Below are 24,182 nucleotides of genomic sequence, written 5' to 3'. Positions count from 1 at the left end.
AACCGCTGGCGCAGTTGCGGCGTGTGGTTGCGGCGTTCGAGGAAGGCGGTGGCAGGGGCAAGCCGATGTACCTGCAGGCCAAGCTCTCCTACGCGCGCGCCGAACAGGCGGCGCTGGAAGGTGCGATGGAGCAGTGGAGTGCCAACGTGCTGTCGCCGGAACTGGCCGAAGGCCTGGACCAGCCCGAACAGTTCGAAGCACAGGCCCGATCGGTCAGCGCCGAGGCGGTGCGCCAGCACGTGCATGTCTCGGCAGACCTGGGCCAGCATCGGGCCTGGCTGCAGGAGCTGCAGGGAATGGGGTTCGATCGCATCTACCTGCACAACGTGAACCGCGAGCAGGAACGCTTCATCGATGACTTCGCCGAACACGTACTGCCCGCGCTGCGCACTCAGGCACCTTCGGCAGCCAGCCACGTATAGCCGTGGCCCTGCAGGTAACAGCGGCGACCCTGCAGCTTGGCGCCGTGGCCCACCAGCGTGTTCAGCGGACCGCGCAGGGGTACGTCCACCTCGACCGGCTCGTCGCCGAAGTTGATCAGTGCCAGTGCCTGATGGGGTGCCTCACCGTAGCGGAGCATCAGCAGCGCAGGTGAGGGCGGGTCGAGCGTGTGAGGACCCTGCTGCAGCACGGGATGTGCATTGCGCTGCTGCAGCAGCTCGCGCACCCGCAGCAGCAGTGAACCTGGCGTCGCGCGTTGCGCCTCGACGTTCACCGTGCGGTAACCGTAGGGGCCGTCTGCCGGTGGCACGCGCCAGGCATGCCGCGGTTGGTCGGTGAACCCAGCCCCTGGGCCGTTATGCCAGTGCATCGGCATGCGCACGGCATTGCGTTCGGGCAGTTCCAGGCAATCACCGAGGCCGATCTCTTCGCCATAGCGGATCACCGGCACCTGGCCCAGCGACAGCAGCGCCGCCCAAGCCATGGCCTGCCATGCGATGTCGCCCTCCAGCATCGGTGCCAGCCGACGGCGGATGCCACGGCCATAGATGCGCATGCCACGCTCAGGGGCGAAGCGTTCCATCACCGCTTCGCGCTCATCCGGCTCCAACTGCTCAAGGTCCAGTTCATCATTGTTGCGCAGCCAGGCAATGCGTGTGTCCGGCGGCGCGTGCGGGCCGTACTCGGCCATGACCCGCGCCACTTCGCTGGCATCGCCGCGTGCCAGTGCGAGGAAGAAATGGTTGTTGAGGTGGAAATCCAGCAGGTGCGAAAGCCGCCGCCCGTGGCACAGGAAGTCACCGTAGTGGGACGCGCGGACATCCGCTTCGCCGATCAGTGGCAGCCCTGGTTGCTGCGCGTCTGCCGTGGCGCGCATCGCCTCCAGCAGCCACAGCCCACCGTCGCGCGGGTCGGCGTGGCGGGCGCGCTCGACCATGTACGGAGCGGCGTCCACGCGGAAGCCGGCCACGCCGCGCTGCAGCCAGAACGTCATTACCCGCAGCAGTTCCTCGCGTACCGGCGCATGGGCCAGGTCGAGGTCTGGCTCGTGGCGGTAGAACATGTGCCGGTTGAACGCGCCGGCCGTGGCATCCCATGTCCAGACAGCGGCCTCGATCGGCGGGAACATCGGCTGCAGGCCGTCGTCAGGCATGTGGTCGCTCCACAGGTACCAGCGGCGCCAGGCCGGGTCGCCCTGCTGTCCGGCGACGAACCACGGGTGCGCGCTGGCGGTGTGCTGCATCACCAGTTCGACGATGATGCCGATGCCGCGCGCGTCGGCCGCATCGACCAGGCGCTGGAAGGCGGTCTCGTCGCCCAGGCGTGGATCGATGCGGTAGTGATCGGTGACATCGTAGCCGCCATCACGGCGGGCGTTGCAGTAGAACGGCAGCAGCCACACATGGCTGATGTCGAGCCACTGCAGGTAGTCCAGCTTTTCGGTGATGCCATCCAGGGTGCCCCAGCCGCGGCCTTGGCTGTCGCGGAACAGATACGGGTCGACCTGGTAGATCGCGCGCAGCGGACGCACCGCCATGGGGCTTCTCCGGCACTGTTCACGGGTGACCAGCCTGCTGTGCGCCGTGGCAGCGGTTCGTGAACCGAATGGCACCGCATCATGACGTGGCATCCACGGCCCGTGCATGCCCGGGCGCGCAGAGTGAATGCTCGTCCCGCTGCGCCGAGGAACCTTTATCCATGCCCCGCCGCAAAACGCTTCGTATTGCGACGTTCAACGTCAACGGCATCGGCACGCGCCTGCCGCAGCTGCTGGACTGGCTGCGCAGGGAATCGCCGGACGTGGTTGCCCTGCAGGAACTGAAGGCGACCGACGCCGCGTTTCCCGCTGCGGCATTGGAAGAGGCCGGCTACGGTGCACTCTGGCAGGGTGAGGCGCGCTGGAACGGTGTGGCGCTGCTCGCCCGGGGCACCATGCCGGTCGAGAGCCGCCGCCGATTGCCGGGCGAACCCAAGGATACGCAGAGTCGCTACCTGGAGGCAGCGGTGCACGGCGTCATCGTGGGTGCCCTCTACCTGCCCAACGGCAACCCGCAGCCCGGGCCGAAATTCGACTACAAGCTGCGCTGGATGGAACGCCTGATTCGGCATGCACGCAGCCTGGTCGAGCTGCCGCACCCGGCGCTGCTGCTGGGTGATTTCAACGTGATTCCCACAGACGCCGATGTCTATGATCCCAAGGCCTGGCGGCGCGATGCGCTGTTCCAGCCAGAGGTGCGCGAAGCCTTTGAACGACTGCTGGCGCAGGGCTGGACCGATGCGCTGCGGAAGGTGCACGGCGACGCCACGATCTACACCTTCTGGGACTATTTCCGCCAGCATGCCGAGCGCGACCGTGGGCTGCGCATCGATCATCTGCTGTTGAATCCCGTACTGGCCGAGCGACTGAAGGATGCGGGCGTCGACCGTTGGGTGCGGCTGCAGGAAAAAGCCAGCGACCACGCGCCGGCTTGGGTGACGGTACGGGCGTGATCAACGCGCGGCAGGGTCTTCGCGTCGCTCCCGACGCACGCGCGCGCGGGTTCGGTACAGGCGGCTGTCCGCCTTCTGGATGGTGTCGGCCACGGGCTCACCGGCCGTGTTGATGGCCGCACCCATCGAGAACGCGCTGGGCGAAAGCGCGGCGTGGTCCTGGTACCAGTGCTCGAGTTCGCTCAGGCGGCCATTCGCTGGCGCGACCAGCACTACCATGAACTCGTCGCCACCCAGCCGTACCACGGTCTCGTCCTTGCCCAGCGGCGAGCGCAGGAAGGTGGCGAACTCGACCAGCACGGCGTCGCCACGGCGGTGGCCCTGGGTGTCGTTGATGTGCTTGAAATGGTCCAGATCGAACATCACGCAGGCCCAGCGCTCGTCAATCAGTTCATCCAGCCGGTGCAGGTAACGCCGGTTATAGCACTGCGTGAGCGGATCCTTGAAGGACATGTCGCGCAGTTGCTGCTACTGCATCCTCAGCGCGGTGACGTCCTGTGCATGCCCCAGCACGTAGGGCGGGCTGGCTTCGTTGTCGAGCACGTTGTGGTACGCCCAGTAGTGGCGCGTACCATCGGCGGCAATCAGCTCGATCACGCCAGCGTCGGTGTGGTTTGCCTGGATCCGGGCGAGGTAGGCCCTGAAACCTTCGCGTTTTTCCGGCGGCATCAAGTCACACAGGCTGCGCCCGATCATCTGGCTTTCCTCGAAGCCCAGCGACTGCACCGCCGCCGGATTCACCGAGGTCAATGTGCCGTCCAGCGTGTGGGTGCAGATCAGGCCCAGGCTGTAGTGGAACAGCCGACGGTAGCGGGTTTCGCTCGCTTCCAGCGCGTCCAGCGCGGCTCGTTCGTCCGTGATGTCCTGGATCGCCCCGACCAGGCGCGGATGGCCGTCGACCTGTTGCCGGCTGCCGACCACCCGGGTCCAGATCGCGCGCCCGTCGGCCGTGGTCATCGGCAGCTGTACTTCCCAGGATGTCCCCTCGTCGATGCAGCGCTGTACCGCTGCCTGGATGATGTTGCGGCTGTCCTCGCGATAGAACGAGAGTGCGGTCTCCAACGTGGGCGTGAAGTTGCTGCGTACGCCATGCAACTGCTTGGTTTCCCGTGTCCAGCGCACCTCGTTGGTCAGCAGGTCCATCTCCCAGCCGCCCACCCGTGCGGCACGGTTGGTACGCTCCAGGAAGTCCTCACTGCGTTTCAGCTCGCGATGCAGCGCCTTGGCCTGGCCAACCTGCGCCATCAGGGTGCTGCGCTGTTCCAGCACCTGGGTGGTGACCCGAGCCAGATGCACCATCAGTTCACGCTGGGAGGGTGACAGCACACCGGGCATCGGGTCGAGCAGGCACAGCGTGCCGATGCGTGCGCCGTGCGTCGATCCCAGGGGAATGCCGGCGTAGTGGCGGATGCGCGGCCCACCGGTGACCAGTGGATTGGTGGAAAAGCGTGGGTCCTGGCGCGCATCGGGTATCTCGAACAGCTCGTCCTGGCGTATGGCATGGGTGCAGAAGGAAATCTCGCGGGCGGTCTCGCTGACGCCCTCCAGGCCGATGTTGGCCTTGAACCATTGGCGGTCTTCGGCCACCACGGTGATCAGGCCCATGGTCAGTCCGGTCGCGGCGCGGGCCGCGGCGACGATGGCATCGAACACCGGCTCCGGTGGCGTATCCAACAGGTGCAGTCGTTCGATTTCGAGCAGTCGTTCGGCTTCGTCCATGGCGCTTTTCAGGGCTGGGTGGCGAGGGCGGTTGCGGCGGCTGGCTGGCGCTACGCTAGTGTGCGCGCCGTTATGTATCGCCACGGCGGGGTGATGCCGATGTGAGGTGGGCGCGCCGGCTCAGTGCTGTTGGAGCGATGCCTGCAAGGCGGTGGCCAGTGCAGCGTCTCCGGATACCAGGTCCTGCCAGCGCAGTGTGATGCCTTTGCGTCGCCCCTTCTCAACCAGCTTGAGGCCGTCAGGGGCCACGGTGAGAGTGTAGGGTTGGCCGTCGATGTGCAGTTCGCGGCGCAGTGGCTTGTCGAGCGGGGTCATCATCGTTTCCTCGCTGAGGCGGAAGCGCGACGTGGCTGGATCGATACGTGACGATGATCACGGATGTGCCAACGCCAGGGGAAATCAACAGCGCGGGTGATGCCGATGCGGGGCCCGACCACTGGATCCTCCGGCGGCGGCACGCCGTCGCTGGCGATGACAATGCCGTGGTTGCCGGTCACCAGATCAGCGCCGTCGAAGCTGCGGTCCAGCCCGAAGGCCTGCGAGAGCTTGCCGGGCCCGCTGGCCAGATCGTGGTCGCGGCGCGCGGCGGGACGCAGTTCGCGCATGCGCTCCAGGCCCACCAGCGGCTCGATGGCCCGCAGCAGCACCGCCACGCCTTCACCCACTTCGCCGCAGACAACGTTGCTGCCCCAGTGCATGCCGTAAGTGAAGTAGACATACAGGTGGCCGGCCTCGCCGAACATGCTGGCCGTGCGCGGGGTCTGCCCACGATAGGAGTGTGCGGCCGGATCGACACTGCCCGCGTACGCTTCGACTTCAACGATGCGACCGGCCCGGCCATCGTCACGGACCAGAAGTTTGTTGAGCAGCTCGGGCGCAACCTCAACGGGCGGGCGCCGGTAGAAGCTGCGCGGGAGGATCTGAAGAGCGGCGGGCAACCAATCCGGCACGGTAGAGGCAGTCTCGGGCAAACGGTGATGGCACTGTGGCACCAGACAGGTGAAACGGGCGCAGACGCAGTGTCATTCCTGTGCAGGCGGAGCGGCCAGTGCCGCGCGGCGGGAGGCATAGACCTCGGGCGTCTGCGGCTTGATGAACAATGCCACCAGCTCCGGATACTCGCGCTTCACGGCTGATTCGATGCGGGTGATGCACGCCTCGATCTGCGGTGTCTTCCGGTCATCCTCGAACTCGGCGCTGAGCATGGCCACGACCTGTTCAGGGCCCATCTGCATGGTAGTCACGCCATTTGCGCGGCGCAGGTCCGGATCGGTTTCCGCCACGGCCATGATCCGCTCGGCCACGGCCGGGTGGGCCGGCTCACCCACCAGCAGTCCCTTGGTTTCGCGTGCGAGAAGAAAGGCGGTGGCGGCAAGCACGCCGGCGATGCACAGCGACGCCACACCATCAAGCACCGGCATGTCCAGGACCTGGGCGGCCACGAGCCCGATCAGTGCGAAACCCAGGCCCAGCAGGGCCGCGCTATCCTCCAGCAGCACGGTGAAGGTGGACGGGTCCTTGCTGCGACGGAAGGCTTCGAAGTAGCCCAGTTTGCCCTTGGTACGCCGGAACTCCCGTAGCGCGACCCACCATGAAGCCCCCTCGAACAGGATGGAGATGCCCAGCACGCTGTAGCTCAACGCGTGGTTGGTGGCCGGCTCCGGCCGGCGGATGTGCTGGATGCCCTCGTAGGCCGAAACACCGGCGCCGGCGGCGAACACCAGCAGGGCGACGATGAAGCTCCAGAAGTACAGCTCGCGGCCGTAGCCGAACGGATGCACGGGGTCTGGCGCCTTGCCGGCGCGACGCAGACCGTACAGCAGTAGCACCTCATTGAGGGTGTCGACCAGCGAATGCACGCCCTCACTGAGCATGGCCGAGCTGCCGGAGATGCCGGCAGCAATGAACTTGGCGATGGCGATGGCCAGGTTGCCCGCGAGGGCGGCGTAGATGACCAGACGGGAACCGGTGGGGGCAGACATCAAGGCAAGGGGGAGGGCAGGTGGATGCCTGATCTTCCGGACGGGCATGTCCCCGGGATGTGCAGGTGTCCGATGTGCCGGGGCCGGGCAGGGCCCAACTGCCGCTGCGATCAAGCCGGTTAGACGACGGGACTGCGGACGCCAGGCCCTACGCTTGGGTCAGTCGTCGTTGCCGATCCTGTTCGAAGCGACGTCGACTATTTCTCCATGACCTGAAGAGACGTCGATGAATCGCAAACTTTCCTCGCCGATGCCTGACCCTACTCCCCGCTCGAACGGTGGAGAGGTGCCCGTCTGGTACGCCCTTATCAGTCTGGCGCTCTGCGCTACCGTCGCATCGATCTCCAGCACCCTGCTGTACATTGCGGGTCGCACGCTTGTTGCAGTGGCAGGTGCAGCCCCGATCGCAAGCTGGGGACGCCCGGGATACGGGCTGCTGATCGTCATGGGATTCCTTGCGTTGGCGTCCTGGTACTTCAAGGCGAGCGTGAAGGCCGCACAGAAGGTTCTGCCGGCCCGCTTCTTCATCTGATACAGTCATTTCGGCCCGTGGTGCCGGCCAGCGGCCGGCACCACCGTTCAATCCGCCATCACGCGCCCAATTGCATCGGCCAGCAGGGCGCGTACCCGTTCCGGTGGCAGGTCGGGATCGCGCACGGCGCGCATGGCCAGGCCTTCTACCAGCAACCGCAGCAGCAGGGTGCGGCCGGCAATCTGCTCTTCGTCCAGAACCCGGCCAAGGCTGGCATCGCGCTGGCGCAGCCAGGCATGGATGGCGGCGCTGGTCTGCTTGTCATGGGTACGCAGCACACCGGCCAGCTCCGGATCGCGATGGGCTTCGGCATTGATTTCCGCGTACAGCGCAACGCTTGCAATCGCATTGCCGTGAATCGGCAGCACTTCACCGCGCGCCCATTGCTGATAGCACTCCAGTAGCCCATCGACCAGGTCGGAGCCAGCCGGCATCGCGCTGATCGAGGCCTGGTCGTGGCGCAACTGGCGCTCGATCAGGGCCAGGATCAAGGCGCGCTTGTTGGCGAAGTAGCGGTACATCAAGCCTTGGCTGATCTCGGCCTCTGCGGCGATATCGCCGATGGAACCGGCATGGAAACCGCGGGTGATGAAGCACTTCTGGGCGGCGTCGAGGATGCGCCGGCGCTGGGCCTCGGCATGGGCTGCAGCAGGATGTTCGGCGGTCGGGGCTACGGCGGGTTTCGGCGTCATTGCGTGAGGTCAGGGCGTCCAGAGGCGGGATAGTACGTCACAAAAGGTGTGAATGAACGGTCATTCATTTGTAATTCCCGCCTCCCAGACTGCGCCGGCCTCCTCCTTCCGCGAATGAGTCCGATGCGCCACGCCACGCTGCACCGCCCGTTGTTCACCCTCGCCATCGCCGCCGCTCTGCCGGTGCTGGCCCATGCCGAAGACAGACCGGGCGCCGACGCCAGCGCGTCCGCCGATGCCGCACGCACCGTGGTCGCCCTCGACCAGGTGATGGTGACCGCCCAGAAGCGCGCCACCAACCTGCAGGAGACGCCGATCTCGGTGTCGGTGGTCGATGCCGAAGCGCTGAAGGATCGCAACGCGATTTCGCTCGGCGCCCTGTCCGATGGCTCCATCCCATCGCTGCGGGTCACACCGTTCGCCACCCGCAGTTCCGCACTGAATATCGGCATTCGTGGCATCGGCGCCTCCGGCGACGCCAACCAGCCGGCGCGTGATGCCGGCGTCGGCATCTACGTCGATGGCGTGTTCATGGGCCGCGCGCAGGGCCTGGGCAGCATGCTCTACGACGTGGAGCGCATCGAAGTGCTGAAGGGCCCGCAGGGCACGCTGTTCGGCCGCAATACCGAAGGCGGCGCCGTGAGCATCGTGACCAAGGCGCCGACCGGCGAGTTTGGCGGCAGCGTCAGCGCCGGGGTGTCCAACTTCAGTGGGTACAACAGTGCGCTGCACCTGGACCTGCCCAAGGTGGGCGATGTCAGCTTCAAGATCGACGCCGTACAGGCCAAACGCGGCGGCACCACCGACAATCCCATGCGCGGCGAGCGCGACTTCAACAGCTACGACAAGCGCGGCGCACGCCTGAGCGCGCTGTGGCAGCCGAGCGATGACTTCTCGCTGCTGTACGCCTTCGACCGCTCCTACGATGCCACCACGCCGTATCACAGCCAGGTCCTGGTACCGGGCGCCTACCTCAGCCCGCTGCAGAAGGCAGGCGCCAGCCAGGACCGCCGCGACAGCGCCATCCTGGGCGGGCCGCAGGAAGACAATATCGGCCGCACCAGCGGCCATCTGTTGAACCTGTCGTGGGCATTGAATGACAACCTTGAGCTGAAGTCGATCAGTTCCTACCGCGAGCTGACCCAGGGCCAGTTCGACATGGGCCTGGTCGATGCGATCTCGGCCTATGGTGGCGCCGGCACGCCGTTCGGCCGCTACAGCCTGGCCCAGGTCTACCAGCACCAGTACAGCCAGGAATTCCAGCTGATCGGTAACACCCCGCAGGTGCAGTTCCTTGGCGGTGCGTTCTACTACCACGAGACCGCTGGCGACAATGCACAGACCCCGAACATGCTGGTGTGGGGGCCGGGTGGCAACAGCTACACGGTGAACCCCGCGACCAATCCGCTGGATCTTTCCCGGGTGCGTATCGACCGTGCCAGCAAGGCGTGGACCGACAGCCTGGGCGTGTTCGGCCAGGCCACGTGGACACCGGAAGCACTGCAGCGCCTGCACCTGACCGCCGGCGGTCGCTACACACGTGATGACAAGAAGGGCAAGCTGTACATCGTCAACGGTGCCGCCACCAACCTTGCGTTCAAGGACCGCTGGAGCCGCTTCGACCCGATGGTCAACATTGCCTACGACCTTGGCGAACACGCCATGGTCTATGCCAAGTACAGCACCGGCTTCAAGGCGGGTGGCGCCAACTCACGTTCGACCAATTACGCGGCCTTCGGTCCGGAGGAAGTGACGGCCTATGAGCTGGGCTTCAAATCGCAGTTCTGGGACAACCGTGCACGCCTGAACCTGGCCGTGTTCGATTCGACCATCGCGCACAAGCAGATGGACTTCTCGCTGCCGTTCGACCCGAACAGCGGTGAAACACGCACCACCATGGTCACCACCAACGCACTGAGCGATGGCAAGTCCCGGGGTGCGGAGCTGGAATTCAACGTGATGCCGTTGGACAACCTCACCCTCGGCCTCAACTACGCCTACACGAAGATCGATGCGCAGACAGCAACCGACCCGTTCGGCGCTGGCGTGCAGGTGACCGTGCAGCCGCTGCTGGCACCGAAGAATGCGGGCAGCCTGTCGGCCGACTATCTGGTGCCGTTCGCCAACTTCTCGGCACTGAAGTTCCATGTGGACGGCAACTGGTCCGACGGCTACTACACCAGCGAGTACGACCAGATGCTCACCGACAGCTCGTTCGTGGTGAATGCACGGGTGGCATTGGTGGATGTGCCGGTCAACGGCACCGGCACCACGATGTCGTTCTCGCTGTGGGCACGCAACCTGCTGGATGAGCAGCACCTGTTCTACAAGATCAACAGCGCGGCGCTGGGCCAGAGCGGCATCTTCAACGACCCGCGCACCTTCGGCCTGGATGTGGCCGTCAACTTCTGATTCGACCGGAGAACCCCATGAAGACCCGCCATACCGAACTCGCCCTGGCCCTGATGCTGAGCCTGCCGCTGGCCGCGACGGCTGTTGCCGCTGATGCGCCGCAGGCCGTCGCCGCGAAGGCGCCCGCCGCTGCCAACGTGAAGCCGGTCGCTGCCGATGCGCAGCGGGTGATTCCGCTGCAGGGCGCTTGGAACGTGCGTACGTTCGCCGGCCTGCAAGGTCGCCACGGCCCGATTCCAGCCGATGCGTTCGTGCGTACCGCTGATCTTGGGCGCCTGACCGAAGCCGACCGTGACGCTTTGGCTGCCGCTGGCGTGAAGCTGGACATCGATCTGCGCACCGCCGATGAGGAAGCACAGTCGCCGGACCTGCTGGCCAGGGACGTCCGCTTCGACTACCAGCGCATCTCGCTGATGGGTACCGAGAAGATGGACCTGCAGAAGATGATGACCAGCTTCCCGGATTCGCTGGGCGAAGCCTACGTGCAGTGGCTGGGCCACAGACAGCCGCAGTTCAAGCAGGTGTTCCAGCGCATTGCCGCGCAGCAGGACGGTGCGGTGCTGTTCCATTGCACGGCCGGCAAGGACCGCACCGGCATCATCGCCGGGCTGCTGCTGGACCTGGCCGGCGTGCCCAAGGCCGAGATCGTGCACAACTACGCGATCTCCGCGCATTATCTGGAAGGGCAGCCGAAGGACAGCGCGATGAACGCGCAGATCATGGCGCTGGTCAAGCAGAACCCGGAGATCGGTCGCAAGATGGCGGGCATGGCCGGTACCGCGCCGGACAACATGGAGCAGTTCCTGGCAGCGCTGCACAACCAGTACGGTGGTGCGGAGGGCTACCTGAAGTCGATCGGGGTCAGCGAACAGGAGATCCAGCAGCTGAAGGTGCGGCTGGGGCAGGCCGGCTGAGGCTGGCCGTGGCCAGGAGGGCTCCCACGCAGCGATCCGCAGGTGGGTCCACGGGTTCCACATCGGTCTCGACCGGTCGTGGACCGAGGCCCACACCAGCTACATCATTTCGACCGCCGCCAGTTTGCAGGTGGCCAAATAGCGGAACGCGATCGAGGCATTTCCCGGCGAGCTGGCTCCCTGGCCATCCTGGAAGGTCGCCAGCACCAGGCTGCCATTCAATTTTGCTGCAAGAACCGCCGCGTACATGGCTTTTCCACCTTCTGTAGCGGTATCAATCCAGATCATGGCGTGATCGCAGGAGCAGCCGGTCAGCGGCACTGTCATGCCGAAGCCGGCGACGCCCTGCGACGGAATCAGGCCCGCGACTTTTCCGATGACGTTGCACACCTTCTGGGCATGGGCGGGGCCCGTCGTGGAGGCTGCCGCCATGGCGACCAGAAGTACCGCAACTGCTCTCCGAATGCGCTGCATGAACCTGCTTCCTTGTTGGGTTGTGCAACAGCGTAGCGCAGGGCGGAACCGCTGTCCGAGGTTTTTCAATCCCCGTCCGGCTTCACCCTCACCACCCGTTTCCGGTACTCGTACACGTTGTCACCGCGGATGCGCTTTTCCTCGGTGCCGGTGACCCGGCCCACCTGCTGGTCCGAACCGGTCACGGGCTGTGCCTCGATTTCGGTCTCGTGCTCGAAGGAATGCGATTTATCGGTGTTGCGGTAATAGCGGTACAGCGCCCAGTACAGCGCGGTTGCGCCGGCTGGACCTGCCGCCAACAGCCAGAGGCCACTGTCGTCGCTCATGTCGATGCCACCAGGAAGGCAATTGCGAGGGCTTCAATGACGGTGCCGGTGGCCAGTGCCGCCAGCAGCATCTTCCATTGCTGCACGGGCACGCTGCCCATGGTTTCGCCGGTACGGCCGTTCACTGCGATGTAGTGCAGCATGCCGCCGTTCTTTCCGGGCTGGTGGTAGGAGTACAACCACACCGGCAGGTACATCGACACCCAGCGGGTGCCATGCACCTCCAGCTGTTCCTGCTCCCAGCGCACGCCACGGTTGTAGCGCTTCACCGAACCTTCCACCTGCGCGCGGGCAATCGACAGCAGCTGGTCTTCCAGCCGCGGCCGCAGCTTTTCCACATCCAGGTTGCGCTTCTCCGAAGTAAAGCCGGCCAGATAGGACGCGTTCCACTTCACCGCGTTCTTGGTATCGAACGGCAGGATGGTGTTGATGATGTTGTTGGTGTTGGCGCGGATATCAAGATTCCCGCGCTCGGCCGAGGATTCCAGCGGCAGGTCATCAACGGTGAAATCCACCTGGCGCTCCACCTGGTAGACATCGGCATCGTACAGGGTGCGCTTGTTCTTCTCGCTGCCCACCGTGTACTCGCGCGTCTTGATCTCGCCCTTGCCGGCCACGGCCGCGCTGACATTGCTGTCGACGATCATGTAGGGCAGGAACACGCCCACCACGTTTTCCGGGGTGAACTGGTCCTTGAAGGCGTTCAGCGCGAACATGCGGCGTTTGTCGACGAACTGGCGGATGCGCGCGACCGCGTCGTCCTTCTTGATATGGAAGGGCAGCACCGCATCAGGCACCGCGCCATTGCTGATCTGTTCGTTGACGCCGAACACGTGGCGGCACCAGTGGCAGCGCGCCGTCATCGTGCTTTCGGTATTGACCGTGACTTCGGCGCCGCAGCCGGTGCACTTGAACGTCATCAACGCCGAGGTGTCGGCATCGATGTCGCGTGCGCCGGACGCGATGACGGTGCCGCGCAGCTGGTCGATGGCCTCGCCCAGCCCGAATTCCTCCTCGACCCGCGCGCCATGCCATTCGTGACGGCAGTACAGGCAGACGAGGATGTCGGTGCCGGCCTTGGGCCGGATGTCGGTGGCGCCGCACTTCGGGCAGCGGTTGAGGCCGTCCTTCAGCTCGCTGGCCGAGGTATCGATGGCCACGGGATCGGGCGCTTCCACTTCATCGCGGATGGCCTGCGGCAGCTTCGAAGTGTCCAGCGGGAAGCTGCCGGGCACGGGGGGGACGTCCTGCGGCGAACCGGGCCCATCCAACGACGCCGCCGGCAGGGGCGGCGGCGTCGCGGGCGCGGATCCGGGCAGCGGCGGTGGGCCGTTTCGGGGATCGGACATGTCGGTTGTGCGTCCTGCTGTTACAGGCCCAGTGCCTTGGCCTTGAGCGCGTCGTAATCGCTCTGGGTGATCAAGCCCAGGTCCAGCATTTCCTTGGCCTTCTTCAGCTTGGCGACCGGATCGTCGGCAGCCGGGGTGGCCGGCTGCTGCATGCCGCCGACACCGAACATGCCCGAGGCCATGCCGACACCGACCAGGCCCGCCGCACCGCCGTTCTCGCCGGCCGACTGGATGCCCTGGGCGACGCTGGCCTGCAGGTTGGAATTGCCGCGCGAACCGGACAGCGCATCGGCGCGCTGCACGGTCTTCAGCAGTTCGCGGGTGTTGGCGTCGTACTCGATCGAGACGATGGCGGTCTTGACGATGGCCAGGCCGCGGTCGGACTTCCACTGGTAACCCTGCTCGACGGCGGCCGACAGGCTCTGCGCGAAGCCCAGCGAGTCCTGCTGCAGCTTGGTGATGCGGTTGCCCTTGCCCGGATCGTTGGTATACAGGCTGAAGGCCGGGGCCAGCGAACCGACCACTTCATTGAACAGCTGGCTGGCAGCGGCGTTGTCCAGATCGGTGAAGTCGAACACCTGGCCCGGCCGCAGGTAGCTGGCCGGTACGAAGTTCTTCACGAACAGGATCGGGTCGACGATCTTCAGCGTGTACGAGCCGCGGGTGATCGCACCGACCTGGGTATTGAGGAAACCGTCGTCCCAGTAGATTTCCGACTGGGTGCCGAAGCGGTTGTCCGGCAGTTCCTTCAGCGAGACGAAGTAGGCCGCCTGCTGCGCGCCCGGCTGGCCGCCGAACTTGAAGCGTTCCCAGCTCTGCTTGATGAAGGTGCTGACCAGGCCGTCGCCGGCGAAGATCGACTGCGAGTTCAGGTCGTCCGAACGCCATTCGTAGCCACCCGGTTCGGCGACGAATGCGGTGATCGCGCCGTCCTGGAACAGCAGCAGGCCGTAACCTTCGGGCACGATGATTTTCGAGCCGTTGGTGATGATGTTGGACGAGCCGCTGGTGTTGGAGCCGCGGCCGGCATTGGTGCCCTGCGGCACCGCCGCGAACAGGGCGGCCGTGGACGGCAGGCCCGCCGGCACGGTGTAGAAGTCCTTCCACTGGTCGGCCAGCACACCGCCAACCGCACCCTTCACCGCCTGTACCAGACCCATGTCCAACTCCCTGTGATTCGAGGGCAGGCACCATGCCTGCCGAGCTTGGCTGAATATAGCAGTGGCCGGGGGCGGCTGTGGTGCCGGCAGGTGAATGGGCGCCACGGGGCCCCGGTAATAGTCCGGACGTTGATTCCGCCGCCGACTCCGGGCCTAATCGGAGGAGGGGCAATGACGTCCCAGCCGACGCTGTGTCGGGCCTGGTCAAGGAGGGTGCAGAGCATGCCGCGCTACAAATCCGAGGAACGCAGTGCACAGTACTACGCACTCTTCGAGCCGACTGACATTCTGGAAAATGGGCGCTGGAACCTTGACGCTCCGGTTCTGATTGATGCGATGCCCGTCGCATCGGCCGAGTCATTTGCTGCGATGGACGAGGCGCCGGATAACGTCGACTTTCTTCTGCTGAGCGTCGACGCGCGTGAGGTTGAAGACTACGAGCTGAGCGATGAAGAGTATGCGCGTGGCGAAGACGCTTGGTACCTGATCACTCTTTCCAACCGCAACTTCGCCGGCGCCATCTCTGTGCGGACACTTCCAATTGGTGATGGCTCTGGTGAGGGAAGTAGGCGTGAAAGACTCTACATGTCCGTGCAGAAGGACGAGACAGGACGCGCGGCGACCTCGAGCAATAACCTGCGCTCCTTTCTGAGTGAGGCTGCCGAGACGTCGCAGGTCGAGGCAGCGCTTCGTAGCGTCGATGTGTCGCTGCATGGCGTTGCGGTCTACGACGTCGGGCAGGCCAACTTCAATGCCCTTGTGGATCAATACGAACATCCTCGTCTTTTCTTTGATTTTGGCCGGCCCATATACATAAAAGGCTTCAGCTCTCCAGCATTGGATAACTTCAATCCTCTGGTCTTCAGCAAGTCGTGGAAATCCAACGAGCCAGTGGTCCTGTCTCATTTGGATCAGGATCATTGGCACTTCGCATTCAAGTCTGGTGTGGCTCGCTGGGACAAGAGCAAGGGTGCCTGGATAGTGAATCCTGTATACCGTCGTACGGCTCGGGAAAGGCCATGGGTTGTCCGCTTGCCGCCATCGACGGTGGCCCTGGGTGCAAGTCACCTCCACCTTCTTTTGTCTCTCAAAAGCAGGAAACTGGCTGGAGGGGCGAGCGCGCTTCACATCTGGAACAGTAATTGGCCGGATATCAGTGTTGGCTCTGTGGTGATCCATCGATGCAATCCGGGCCCGAATACGCCCAACACGCCTGCATATCTGAAGAACAACACTTCCCTGGCGCTAAGAGTGGAATCCGATCATGCGCGCGTTCTGCTGACCGGTGACGCTGACTATCCATCCATTCCGTCATCTGCCAAGCAGGATCTCACCGGAATGGTAGCTCCTCACCACGGCGGTGAGGTTACTGCGAACAGCACGCCAGCAGGGGTCGGCCCAGGTCGAATGGTATTTTCAACATTCAATGGTGCGTATCCCGGCAATCCACCCTCCCAATCATCGTCAGAAGCTCAATTGGCTGGCTGGATCGTGACACAGACCAATTGGCGCTCCTATTGCAGCAGATGCCAGAAGCAGCACGGGCATAAGTACATACCTTTGCTCGCAGCTCCACCTCGATGCGGCTGTACCCACGTGGAACATGCGCAGATATGCCTGCCCACAGGTCCGTGACACTTCAAGTGCGCCCTTACAACATGTACGGAATCTTGAACGCCAACGTGAAGTCCGGCGCATCCGGGGTCAGCCCGATGCCCAGCAGCGTCACCAGCGTGGTGTGCTGGTTCAACGCATAAGTCACGCCCAGGTTCAGGGACGCCGCATTGGCATCACTGCCGATCACCTTCATCCACTTGCCGCCCTGGAAGCGGGTGGAGGCGCGGGCGCTGATGCGGTCACTGAAGGACAGGCTCAGGCTGGTCCGCTCGTTGAATGCGAAGGCCACGCCTGCGCCGAAGTACACCGAGCCACCCAGCTTCACGTCGCCCGGGTTCACCGTGTCCGGATTGCTGTCGATGTCGTTGAATCCGCGCGGGATGGAGTGCACATAGCCGATGTTGGCGAACAGGATGGCCGGATCGGCGGTCTTCACCATCGACAGGCCGAGGTTGGCCTGCCATACACCGTTGCCGGTGGGTTGCTCGCGCGGCACGGCGAAGCGGATGTAGTCATCGTCATCGCGCTCGATCACCTTCCAGTCCAGGCCGTAGGGTGCGCGCCCGGTGGGGGCGGTGACGCCGGCCGTGAGCACGGTCTCCGGGCGCCAGCCGCGTTCGCCGAACAGCCGGTAGTTCGCGCTCAGGCCAATGTCGCCCAGGCCGTTGCCGTTGGTCTGCTCCTGCGCGATGGCAGCTGCTGCACCGCCGGCGCCGCCTTTCTGGTACACGGTGCGCCGCGCCAGGTAGGGCACATCCAGGTTGAGCGTCAGGTTCGGGCTGACGCCCCAGCGGGCCGCCACGTTGTAGGTCAGCGAGTCGGACTCCACGTTCTCGATGGCGATATTGCCGAGGAAGATCGCGTCCAACGCGAGGAAGCCGTTGAGGGTGAGCTGCTTGCGGTCGTAGCGTGCGTAGGTGAGGCTGTTCTCGATGGTGAAACGACGCGAGAACAGGGCCGATTGCTGCTGTTTCACGTCGTCCACGCTGCGGCGCGACTCCTGCCTGGCCTGTTGTGCTTCTGCGGCGGAACTGGCGTAACCCTCGCTGCTCGGTGGAGCCGCGGCGGCCGCTGCCTGCGCCAATGGCGCGGCCGGTGGGGTCGAGGCTGGGCCAACCCGCCCGCCCAGGCGCGCCTGCATGGCCTGCACCTGCATGTCCAGTTCGCGCAACCGCCGCACTTCCTGTGCGTAGTTGGCCTTCAGCTGTTCCAGCTGGTTGGCCAGGGCCTGCACGTCGGCGCCATCGTCCGGCGTCGTCGGTGCGGCAAGGGCGGTGCCCGCCAGCGCCGCCAGCGCCATCGGGGTGATCCTCATCAGGGTGTGCATGTTCGTGTCCTGCGTTGTGGAGCGTCTCCCCCAATGCCGCGCCGTGCTACTGGCCCGGCCCCATGCCGCGGTTCAGCGCAATCGCCTGGGCCACGTTCTGGCTCAACGGCAGGTTGCCGCCTACGGTGTCGCGTACCAGTTCCAGCCGCAGCTGGTTGCTGGCGATCTGGCCGTCACCGGCGAGGGCGATGCCCTGGCCGACGCTGCCATTGCGGATCCACTGCTGTACCAGTCCCTGGCCGTCCACCTGCAGCAGCAGGCGTGCCTGGTTGCCTTCCAGCACCGCCGTCGCGCTGGCGCCGCCCTGCTGCGCACTGACACTGCCTGCGCCATCAGAAAGAGCCGCCGGCACGCCACCCCCGCGAACCGTCAGCGTGGTGACGTTGCGCGCGAGATTGCCATCGCCGGCCACCTGCACGCTCTGCACCAGACCGCTGGCGTCGGCCAGGCCGCTGCTGTCGATGCTGCGTCCGTGGGTATCGGGCAGCGGCGCATCGGCTGCCGTGACATGCACGCTGGGCTGGAAGCTGAGTTTCGGCGCGCCACCGCCACGGAAGTCCATGCCCAGGGTCAGGCCGCCCTGCAGGGTCGTGCCGTTGCTGGCCTGCCACTGCGACACCATGGTGACCCCGAACCAGGCGACGTTGTTGCCGCCCACGGTGTAGCGCCCCCGCATCAGGCCCAGCTCCGGATCGGGGATTTCCGTGAGGCCACGCCCGGTCCTGCCGTCGGCGGCCTGCAGAGGCAGGGCAGGGGCCATCAGCAGCAGAGCCATCCATACGTGTTGGCGGAACATGGTCATACCTCCTCAGAACAGGTCGGCGTGGCTGAAGCCGAAGTCGACCAGTTCGGCATCGGTGATCGGCCCTTGCCGCGCGAAGAGCGCGCGGGCACTGGGCCGTTCGCTGGGTTGCAGAAGAGCGGTGTTGCGATCGAAGTCGCTGCCGATCACCACGAAGACCGCGCGCGATGGCCAGGCGGCCAGGAACTCCGGCAGCGCCAGGCTGCGGTTGCCGAGGATCGGGTCAGCCACTTCCACGATGCCGTTGCGCACCTGCTTGAGCACCACGAAATGGCGGAAACCGCGCACGTCCATCAGCACCAGTCCCGGCACGCGAAGGGTGCGCAGTCGTGTTTCATCGATGCGGTAGCCGCGCCCACGCATGCCCAGTGACTCCACGTAGCGCTTGATGTCGAGCAGCGAAAAGCCGCGTTCGGCGACCAGCGCCGGATCGGATACCCCCATCATCCCTTCGATGACCGTCGCCTCGTCGGTGTCCAGGTGGTAGGCGTGGCGAAGGATGGTCGCCAGCGCCGCAGCCCCGCAGCTGTAGTCGGTGTGCTGGCGTACCACGTTGCGGTAGCGCCGCTCCTGCATGCTCTCCACCTTCTGCTGCAGCAGCGCTCCATTGGGCAGTACGCCACTGAAGCGCACGTCGCCCGCCCACGCAGGAACAGTGGCCAGCAGCAACAGGCAGGCCAGCAGGCACATCGAAAGACGGCAACGGATCATCACAGTCTCCGGCAGCAGGGGGGAGCCCCTGCCCCAAGGGGGAGGAGGGACAGGGGCTCCCGGGAACCCGGCCATTGGCGGACGGCCGGGGTGTTGCGCTTACTCGCCGCTGCCACCACCGCCGCCGGTGCTGGGCTGGGCGACTGCCAGGGCCAGGCTGTTGGCCTGCAGGTTGCCGGTGCCGGAAGCCACGTTCACGCCGATGTTGCCGGAGGCGCCGGAGAAGGCGCTGCCCGACAATGCCGAGGTGTTGGTCGCGTTGACGTTCACCCAGCGCGTGGTGCTGACCGTGCCGCTGAGGCTGGCATACAGGTCGGCCACGCCCAGTTCGACGAACTGGCTGGTGCCACTCTCACGCGTATCGAAGCCCAGGCCGCCCACCCCCGGCCGGTTGGGGTTCATCGTGGCGTTCTGGATCTGGTTGTCCAGGTCGATGTGGCCGGTGCTGTTGCCACCCGGGTGTGGCAGCTCGCCACTCCAGGTATCCAGATAGTAGTTGGCCATCTGGTAGGCGTTGCCGGTACCGCGGTAGGTGCCCGCGCCATAGGCCAGGGTCAGGCCACTGACGCCGCCACGCATGCCGACCTGCACGGTATCGGTGTAGGACTGCACGAAGCCGGCGTTGCTGACCGTGTTGCCGGTGGAGACCTGGTTGGAGCTGATGCTCGACTGGGCCACCGCGGTGGTCGCGACCGAGGCCGCGAGCGCGTTCTTCTGCTCGTTGTTGTTGCCCGAGGCGATGTTCACGCCGATGTTGCCGGAGGCGCCGCCAAAAGCGTTGCCGCCAAGACCTGCGGCGTTGGTGGCGCCGGAGTTCATGGTCGCGTTGCCGAAGCCGGCCTGGTTGACGAACACCTCGGCGTCGGCCATGCCGAAGCTGAAGGACGCATCGGCAGCGGACAACGACGCGGCATTGTCCTGGGCATTGTTGTCGCCGGAGACCACGTTGAAGCCGAGATTGCCCGATGCGCCGGCACCCACGCTGTCACCGATGGACGCACTGTTGGTGACCAGGCTGTTGCTGGTGGCGTTGTTGCTGATCGACTGGCGGTTGTCGATCACGGCAATGGCCGCCGAGTCGAGGTCGATGTCGCCGGTGATGTTCGGATCGCCGGAGAAATTGATGTCGGTGCTCAGCCGCAGGTCCTTCTCCAGGTTCACGTCGACGCCGTGGTTGTTCTTCTCCTTGCGTTCGTCGGCCTGGATGTTGCTGTGCTTCTGCACATTGACGTTGACGGTGCGGTTGCGCACGTCGTTGTCGGTGTGGTTGTGCGTATCGTTCCGGGTTTCGCTGACGGTGTGGTTGTGGTTGATGTTCGCGTTGGCGTTCTGGTTGTCCCAGCCATTGGCCGCAGCGGCGGTCGAGGCAGTGGCAATCGCCATGGCGAGCATGGTCTGTTTGACGGTCGCTTTCATGGTGCCCTCTCTCTCATCAGGTGGTGCATCGGTTGGGTGGTTGTCACGGGCGGTCCTGCACGACCAGGCCCAGTACGTTGGCCGTATCGTTGCCGTTGCCCGCGATCTGATTGAGTTGCAGGACCCCGTCGAATCCCCGCAGCGCGGTGCTGGCTACACCGGCGCTGCGGGTGCCCGTCGCGACGCCGCGACCGGTGTCGTCCCGCCCCCCTGCCAACGCGGAACCCTCGGCGGCCAAGGCCGTATCGTCGGTTTCGCGTATGCCCTGTCGGGCCAGCGTCGCGCTGACGACGTTGAGCGTCGTGTTGGCGATGCCGCTGGCCTGGTTGATGGATGCGATGCCACTGGCACCGGCCAGTGCGTCACCGCAAATCAATGCAGTGGCTTGCAGCGGCCCGGACAGCACGCGGTTGCCCTGCTGCAGTTGCCGCGCATTGATCGCCACGTCGGCGCGATCGCCCTTGGCGATACCCCGCAGGTTGGCTTGCACGTTGAGGTCGCCGGCGGCCTGGTTCACGGCGATGGCGCCATTCGCCCCGGCCAGTGCGTGGCCGTCGATCCGGGCCACGTCGAGATAGGCCAGCATGCCGCTGTAGTCATCGGCCCGGGTCGCCGAGGGCGCGGTAGCGAGCAGCAGAAGCACGCCGTGCAGGGGCTTCATTTTCTACCTGCCGGGGCCGTGCCCTGCAGCGGGAACTGGGCCAGTGCGCCGCGCACGGTATCGGCGATACCGCGGGTGCTGCTGCCGACCGCACCGAGCGGCCCACTCATGGCGCCCCCCAGGCTGCTGCCGACCATGCCGTCGCCACTGCGGCCCAGCGTGCCGCCCAAGGCCTGCTGGGTGACCCGTTCAACGGTGGTTCCGCCCGGCGCCGCGATGGACGCGGCCTGGCCGGCGCCCATGCCGGCATAGTCCTCATCGCTCAACTCGTCCATGCCGGTCGTCGTGCCGCCGACACCCAATGCGGCGGCGATCTCGCGCTGCGGCTTCGGGTCGGCAATCAGCGCCATGCCCGGTGGTGCCATGCGATAGGCCGGCCGCGCGGAGACGTCCCGCAACAGGACGATTTCGCCCGGTTGTGCCTTCACGCCCTGGCGGGCGCCCGACGCGGACGCGTCGGCGCCAACCGACAGCAGGGCTGTTGCCAGTGCTGCGGCCAGGCCGCGAATCAGGGTGGTGCCGTCCATGCCGATCTCCCGCGATGGGTGCGGCGGAACCACGCATCAACCGTGCCAACTTCGAAGTGCCCACCCGCCAACGTCGTGACCGTGCAGCACCTGACCGGGCTGCTGCCATGCTGTTACAGGCACGTCGCGGAATTGTTGGGATTTCGAAGCCCCAGGCACCGCAGGGCAAGGGCGGCGGGCGACTGTCGCATCGGTGTTACAGGTGGCGTCGCCGTCTGCAACGGTGCAGCTTCAGCCTCGAATTTCTTGACGCACTGCTCATTGCGCCGCCGTTTAGGGAAGCGCTAGGATCCGTCCAACAAAGGCCACCTCGGTGGCCGTAGAGGTCCCGGCGGAGGGCGGCACGCCGGTGATTGCCTGACAGTCCGCCGACGGTGTCCGGATGCTGGGGGAAGCATGGCAGCGGTCCCGGAGGCTTCTACGTCACGTTGCGTGCTCTGGTTTGGCGAGCCGTTGGCGAACGAGCGCAGTGCGCTGGCGGCAGCGGGCTGGTCTGTGCGCAGCATCCATCCCGATCCCGCCATGGCGATTGGCCTGCGCGGGCGCGATCGATTGCTCGCCGTGCTCGATCTGCGCCATCTCGATGCGGTCGCGCTGCAGCTGCTGGCGCCGTGGATCGAGCAGCACCAGCATCTATCCTGGCTGGCGGTACTGCCACCGGGTGCCGGACCCACATCGCCGGCTTGGCTGCCGTTGCTGCAGCGATGCTGCGCGCGCTTCACGCTGCCGTTCGGCCTGCAGGACCTGGTCTGCGCAATGCGCCAGCAGTTCGACGCGGATGATCCGCCTGTCGACGCAACCTGCGGTGGGCACGGACCGCACGCGCTGATTGGCGAAAGCGCCGCGTTGCATGCGGTGCGCACGGTGCTGCACAAGTTTGCGCCGGTGGAGCTGCCGGTGCTGGTCACCGGTGAAACCGGTACAGGCAAGGAACTGGCCGCACACGCGCTGCATGCGCTGTCGGGGCGTGCCGGCAAGCCTTTCATTGCAGTGAACTGCGGTGCGATTCCGGCCAACCTGGTGCAGTCGGAGCTGTTCGGCCACGAGCGTGGCTCGTTCACCGGTGCCGACAAGCGGCAGATCGGCGTGTTCGAATCGGCCCATGGCGGAACGGTGTTTCTTGATGAGGTGGGCGATCTTCCGGCAGAGGCACAGACCAGTCTGCTGCGTGTGTTGCAGGAGGGAACCTTCGAGCGCGTGGGCAGTAGCCAGCCGCTGCGCGCAGACGTACGTGTACTTGCCGCGACCCACGTCGAACTGGAACACGCGGTGGCGCAGGGACGGTTCCGCAGCGATCTCTACTACCGCCTGAATGTGCTGCGCCTGCTGATGCCACCGCTGCGCGAGCGCGGTGCCGACGTGCAGCTGCTGGCCGAGCACTTCCTGCGCTGCTTCCGGTTGCGCCACGGCGTGCGTGCACGCGGCTTTGCACCGGCCGCAGTACAGGCCATGCGGCGCTTCGACTGGCCCGGCAACGTACGCGAACTTCTCAACCGTGTGCAGCGTGCAGCGATCATGGCCGAAGGCGAGCTGATCAGTGAGCGTGACCTGGAGCTGGGCGCATCGGCGGCGGTCCTGCCGGCGGCGATGCTGCACGATGCACGGGGGCAGGCCGAGCGCGATGTGCTGCTGCAGACCCTGCGCCAGACCGGCTACAACGTCTCCGAGTGTGCGCGGCAGATGCAGATATCGCGGGTGACGGTGTATCGCCTGTGCCGCAAGCACCGGCTGGAGCTGCCTGCGCAGCGCTGATCAGCCGGCTGCGAGGTGCTTGAACAGGCGCAACGGCTTGCCCGTGACGCGCTCGATCACGCACTTGGCTTCCAGGTCCAGCTGCACGGCCTTCAACCACCAGCCAGCGGTGGCACCCGCCGGGAACAAGGTGGCGGGCAGATGTGGCAGCAGTGCCTGTTTTGCCTGCGCAACGGTCAGGCCGGGCGGTTGCGCAGGCAGGGCCCGCAGCAAGGCGTGGCGCATGGCGAGATACTTGGCCCGATCCACGCGCTGGACGTGCCCGGGCGTGGTGATGCTCTCGATCTCGATCCGCTCGGGCTCAGACATGGGTATCTCCCGCGACCTCGATGCGCGGGCTGCGGAAGCCCATGGCGATCCACGCCTTCATCAGGCGGGCGTAGAACCGCAGCGAGTGGGTCTTCAGGTTCGGCACATCGTCCGGAAGGACAGACGGGTCAGGAAGATCACTGACCATCGTCCGCATCTCCACGGCGGGTCTTGTCGACGCCGGCCACAACAGGCCATACAGGCTCAGCCAATGGCCACCGCTGAACTCCAGGAACAGCGGTGTATTGCAGCATCCCGCCACGACGCGGCGGCTGCGGCCCCTGCTGGACAACCGCAACGCGCGCAGCATGGCATGTCCGGCATCGATGCTGACGCGATCCTTGCGGTGCATTACGAAGAGCGTCTGGCCGTGCGTGCCCAGGACGTCCGGTGCTCGGGGCATCGACTGCAGCATGGCGCCGGCCTTGCGGCAGCTGTCGCAGCAGCATTCGACGGTGGCAATGGGTTGGCCCGTGGCGGTCAGGCGCACCTGGCCGCAGGCGCAGGCAAGGGACTGGTGTGAGGCCATCTGCGTTTTCTCCTGGGGTTTCATCCTCTCGACGAACCGG

24 protein-coding genes and 1 pseudogene are annotated in these 24,182 nt (G+C 65.6%); 7 read left to right on the top strand and 18 right to left on the bottom strand.

The window, feature by feature from the left end; translation table 11 throughout:
• The first annotated feature begins 14 nt into the window (after window positions 1–14).
• A complete protein-coding gene (locus tag AC5P8Y_RS09250) occupies window positions 15–422 on the top strand; it encodes a hypothetical protein (RefSeq protein WP_231522354.1) in 408 nt (135 codons plus the stop codon).
• Here AC5P8Y_RS09250 and AC5P8Y_RS09245 read toward each other — a convergent pair.
• On the bottom strand, window positions 392–1,978 hold the full coding sequence (locus AC5P8Y_RS09245) for an alpha-amylase family glycosyl hydrolase (protein WP_049433527.1): 1,587 nt from the start codon (window positions 1,976–1,978) through the stop codon (window positions 392–394). The genes AC5P8Y_RS09250 and AC5P8Y_RS09245 overlap by 31 nt on opposite strands.
• A 161-nt stretch (window positions 1,979–2,139) precedes the next feature.
• Between AC5P8Y_RS09245 and xth the strand changes: the two genes are divergently transcribed.
• Window positions 2,140–2,931 (top strand): exodeoxyribonuclease III, encoded by a 792-nt coding sequence (gene xth / locus AC5P8Y_RS09240; RefSeq protein ID WP_033834274.1) that lies wholly within the window; start codon window positions 2,140–2,142, stop codon window positions 2,929–2,931.
• Here the strand turns inward: xth and AC5P8Y_RS09235 are convergent.
• The 4 genes and pseudogenes from AC5P8Y_RS09235 to AC5P8Y_RS09220 all read right to left on the bottom strand — a co-directional run bounded on the left by AC5P8Y_RS09235 (window position 2,932) and on the right by AC5P8Y_RS09220 (window position 6,632).
• A pseudogene (locus AC5P8Y_RS09235) lies at window positions 2,932–4,650 on the bottom strand (sensor domain-containing diguanylate cyclase).
• A 120-nt stretch (window positions 4,651–4,770) separates the two neighbouring features.
• Entirely contained in the window at window positions 4,771–4,965 is a 195-nt protein-coding gene (locus tag AC5P8Y_RS09230) for a hypothetical protein (protein WP_049433525.1), read from the bottom strand.
• Window positions 4,965–5,600, bottom strand: coding sequence for a DNA-3-methyladenine glycosylase (locus AC5P8Y_RS09225; RefSeq protein WP_033834315.1), 636 nt, complete (start codon window positions 5,598–5,600; stop codon window positions 4,965–4,967). The genes AC5P8Y_RS09230 and AC5P8Y_RS09225 overlap by 1 nt, the downstream gene beginning before the upstream one ends.
• Window positions 5,601–5,672: 72 nt before the next feature.
• Window positions 5,673–6,632, bottom strand: coding sequence for a cation diffusion facilitator family transporter (locus tag AC5P8Y_RS09220; RefSeq protein ID WP_049433524.1), 960 nt, complete (start codon window positions 6,630–6,632; stop codon window positions 5,673–5,675).
• Window positions 6,633–6,858: 226 nt separating this feature from the next.
• Here AC5P8Y_RS09220 and AC5P8Y_RS09215 point away from each other — a divergent pair, with 226 nt between their 5' ends.
• On the top strand, window positions 6,859–7,164 hold the full coding sequence (locus AC5P8Y_RS09215) for a hypothetical protein (protein ID WP_141097846.1): 306 nt from the start codon (window positions 6,859–6,861) through the stop codon (window positions 7,162–7,164).
• Window positions 7,165–7,211: 47 nt separating this feature from the next.
• On the opposite strand, the gene AC5P8Y_RS09210 is transcribed toward AC5P8Y_RS09215, so the two are convergent.
• Window positions 7,212–7,856, bottom strand: coding sequence for a TetR/AcrR family transcriptional regulator (locus AC5P8Y_RS09210; RefSeq protein WP_049433522.1), 645 nt, complete (start codon window positions 7,854–7,856; stop codon window positions 7,212–7,214).
• A 114-nt stretch (window positions 7,857–7,970) separates the two neighbouring features.
• Here AC5P8Y_RS09210 and AC5P8Y_RS09205 point away from each other — a divergent pair, with 114 nt between their 5' ends.
• Both AC5P8Y_RS09205 and AC5P8Y_RS09200 read left to right on the top strand, forming a co-directional pair.
• Entirely contained in the window at window positions 7,971–10,268 is a 2,298-nt protein-coding gene (locus AC5P8Y_RS09205) for a TonB-dependent receptor (RefSeq protein ID WP_049433521.1), read from the top strand.
• Between the two features lie 17 nt (window positions 10,269–10,285).
• A complete protein-coding gene (locus AC5P8Y_RS09200; protein ID WP_033834268.1) occupies window positions 10,286–11,182 on the top strand; it encodes a tyrosine-protein phosphatase in 897 nt (298 codons plus the stop codon).
• Window positions 11,183–11,281: 99 nt separating this feature from the next.
• Here AC5P8Y_RS09200 and AC5P8Y_RS09195 read toward each other — a convergent pair whose 3' ends face one another.
• The 4 genes from AC5P8Y_RS09195 to AC5P8Y_RS09180 all read right to left on the bottom strand — a co-directional run bounded on the left by AC5P8Y_RS09195 (window position 11,282) and on the right by AC5P8Y_RS09180 (window position 14,491).
• Window positions 11,282–11,656, bottom strand: coding sequence for a hypothetical protein (locus AC5P8Y_RS09195; RefSeq protein ID WP_033834267.1), 375 nt, complete (start codon window positions 11,654–11,656; stop codon window positions 11,282–11,284).
• A gap of 65 nt (window positions 11,657–11,721) precedes the next feature.
• Window positions 11,722–11,982 (bottom strand): hypothetical protein, encoded by a 261-nt coding sequence (locus AC5P8Y_RS09190; RefSeq protein ID WP_033834266.1) that lies wholly within the window; start codon window positions 11,980–11,982, stop codon window positions 11,722–11,724.
• Window positions 11,979–13,331: a TFIIB-type zinc ribbon-containing protein gene (locus AC5P8Y_RS09185; protein ID WP_164133485.1), complete on the bottom strand. Its 1,353-nt coding sequence runs from the start codon at window positions 13,329–13,331 to the stop codon at window positions 11,979–11,981. Before AC5P8Y_RS09185 ends, AC5P8Y_RS09190 begins: the two co-directional genes overlap by 4 nt.
• A gap of 20 nt (window positions 13,332–13,351) precedes the next feature.
• The gene (locus AC5P8Y_RS09180) at window positions 13,352–14,491 is read right to left on the bottom strand and encodes an SPFH domain-containing protein (RefSeq protein ID WP_005409782.1); all 1,140 of its coding nucleotides are present in this window, start codon (window positions 14,489–14,491) and stop codon (window positions 13,352–13,354) included.
• 222 nt (window positions 14,492–14,713) lie between these two features.
• Between AC5P8Y_RS09180 and AC5P8Y_RS09175 the strand changes: the two genes are divergently transcribed.
• On the top strand, window positions 14,714–16,126 hold the full coding sequence (locus AC5P8Y_RS09175) for a hypothetical protein (protein WP_495201938.1): 1,413 nt from the start codon (window positions 14,714–14,716) through the stop codon (window positions 16,124–16,126).
• A gap of 16 nt (window positions 16,127–16,142) precedes the next feature.
• Here the strand turns inward: AC5P8Y_RS09175 and AC5P8Y_RS09170 are convergent, their stop codons facing one another.
• From AC5P8Y_RS09170 to AC5P8Y_RS09145, 6 genes are all read right to left on the bottom strand, one after another.
• A complete protein-coding gene (locus AC5P8Y_RS09170; protein WP_043033388.1) occupies window positions 16,143–17,435 on the bottom strand; it encodes a transporter in 1,293 nt (430 codons plus the stop codon).
• Window positions 17,436–17,481: 46 nt separating this feature from the next.
• A complete protein-coding gene (locus AC5P8Y_RS09165; protein WP_049403785.1) occupies window positions 17,482–18,231 on the bottom strand; it encodes a hypothetical protein in 750 nt (249 codons plus the stop codon).
• A 12-nt stretch (window positions 18,232–18,243) separates the two neighbouring features.
• Window positions 18,244–18,948 (bottom strand): C39 family peptidase, encoded by a 705-nt coding sequence (locus AC5P8Y_RS09160; protein ID WP_049403758.1) that lies wholly within the window; start codon window positions 18,946–18,948, stop codon window positions 18,244–18,246.
• A gap of 99 nt (window positions 18,949–19,047) precedes the next feature.
• Window positions 19,048–20,364, bottom strand: a complete 1,317-nt coding sequence (locus tag AC5P8Y_RS09155) for a FapB/FapC family functional amyloid domain-containing protein (RefSeq protein ID WP_184013654.1) — start codon at window positions 20,362–20,364, stop codon at window positions 19,048–19,050.
• Window positions 20,365–20,407: 43 nt separating this feature from the next.
• The gene (locus AC5P8Y_RS09150) at window positions 20,408–21,025 is read right to left on the bottom strand and encodes a FapB/FapC family functional amyloid domain-containing protein (RefSeq protein ID WP_049433516.1); all 618 of its coding nucleotides are present in this window, start codon (window positions 21,023–21,025) and stop codon (window positions 20,408–20,410) included.
• Window positions 21,022–21,552, bottom strand: a complete 531-nt coding sequence (locus tag AC5P8Y_RS09145) for a FapA family amyloid fibril periplasmic chaperone (protein ID WP_049433515.1) — start codon at window positions 21,550–21,552, stop codon at window positions 21,022–21,024. The genes AC5P8Y_RS09150 and AC5P8Y_RS09145 overlap by 4 nt, the downstream gene beginning before the upstream one ends.
• 396 nt (window positions 21,553–21,948) lie before the next feature.
• On the opposite strand from AC5P8Y_RS09145, the gene AC5P8Y_RS09140 reads away from it, so the two are divergent.
• Window positions 21,949–23,304 (top strand): sigma-54 dependent transcriptional regulator, encoded by a 1,356-nt coding sequence (locus tag AC5P8Y_RS09140; RefSeq protein ID WP_049403755.1) that lies wholly within the window; start codon window positions 21,949–21,951, stop codon window positions 23,302–23,304.
• Here the strand turns inward: AC5P8Y_RS09140 and AC5P8Y_RS09135 are convergent, their stop codons facing one another.
• Both AC5P8Y_RS09135 and AC5P8Y_RS09130 read right to left on the bottom strand, forming a co-directional pair.
• The gene (locus AC5P8Y_RS09135) at window positions 23,305–23,613 is read right to left on the bottom strand and encodes a DUF6958 family protein (protein ID WP_049403754.1); all 309 of its coding nucleotides are present in this window, start codon (window positions 23,611–23,613) and stop codon (window positions 23,305–23,307) included.
• On the bottom strand, window positions 23,606–24,142 hold the full coding sequence (locus AC5P8Y_RS09130; protein ID WP_164133336.1) for a GFA family protein: 537 nt from the start codon (window positions 24,140–24,142) through the stop codon (window positions 23,606–23,608). Before AC5P8Y_RS09130 ends, AC5P8Y_RS09135 begins: the two co-directional genes overlap by 8 nt.
• Window positions 24,143–24,182 lie beyond the last annotated feature (40 nt).

It is taken from the genome of Stenotrophomonas sp. YJH_SMC_12-1, from assembly GCF_059370935.1.
This window is presented reverse-complemented; position numbering and strand designations above follow the sequence as displayed.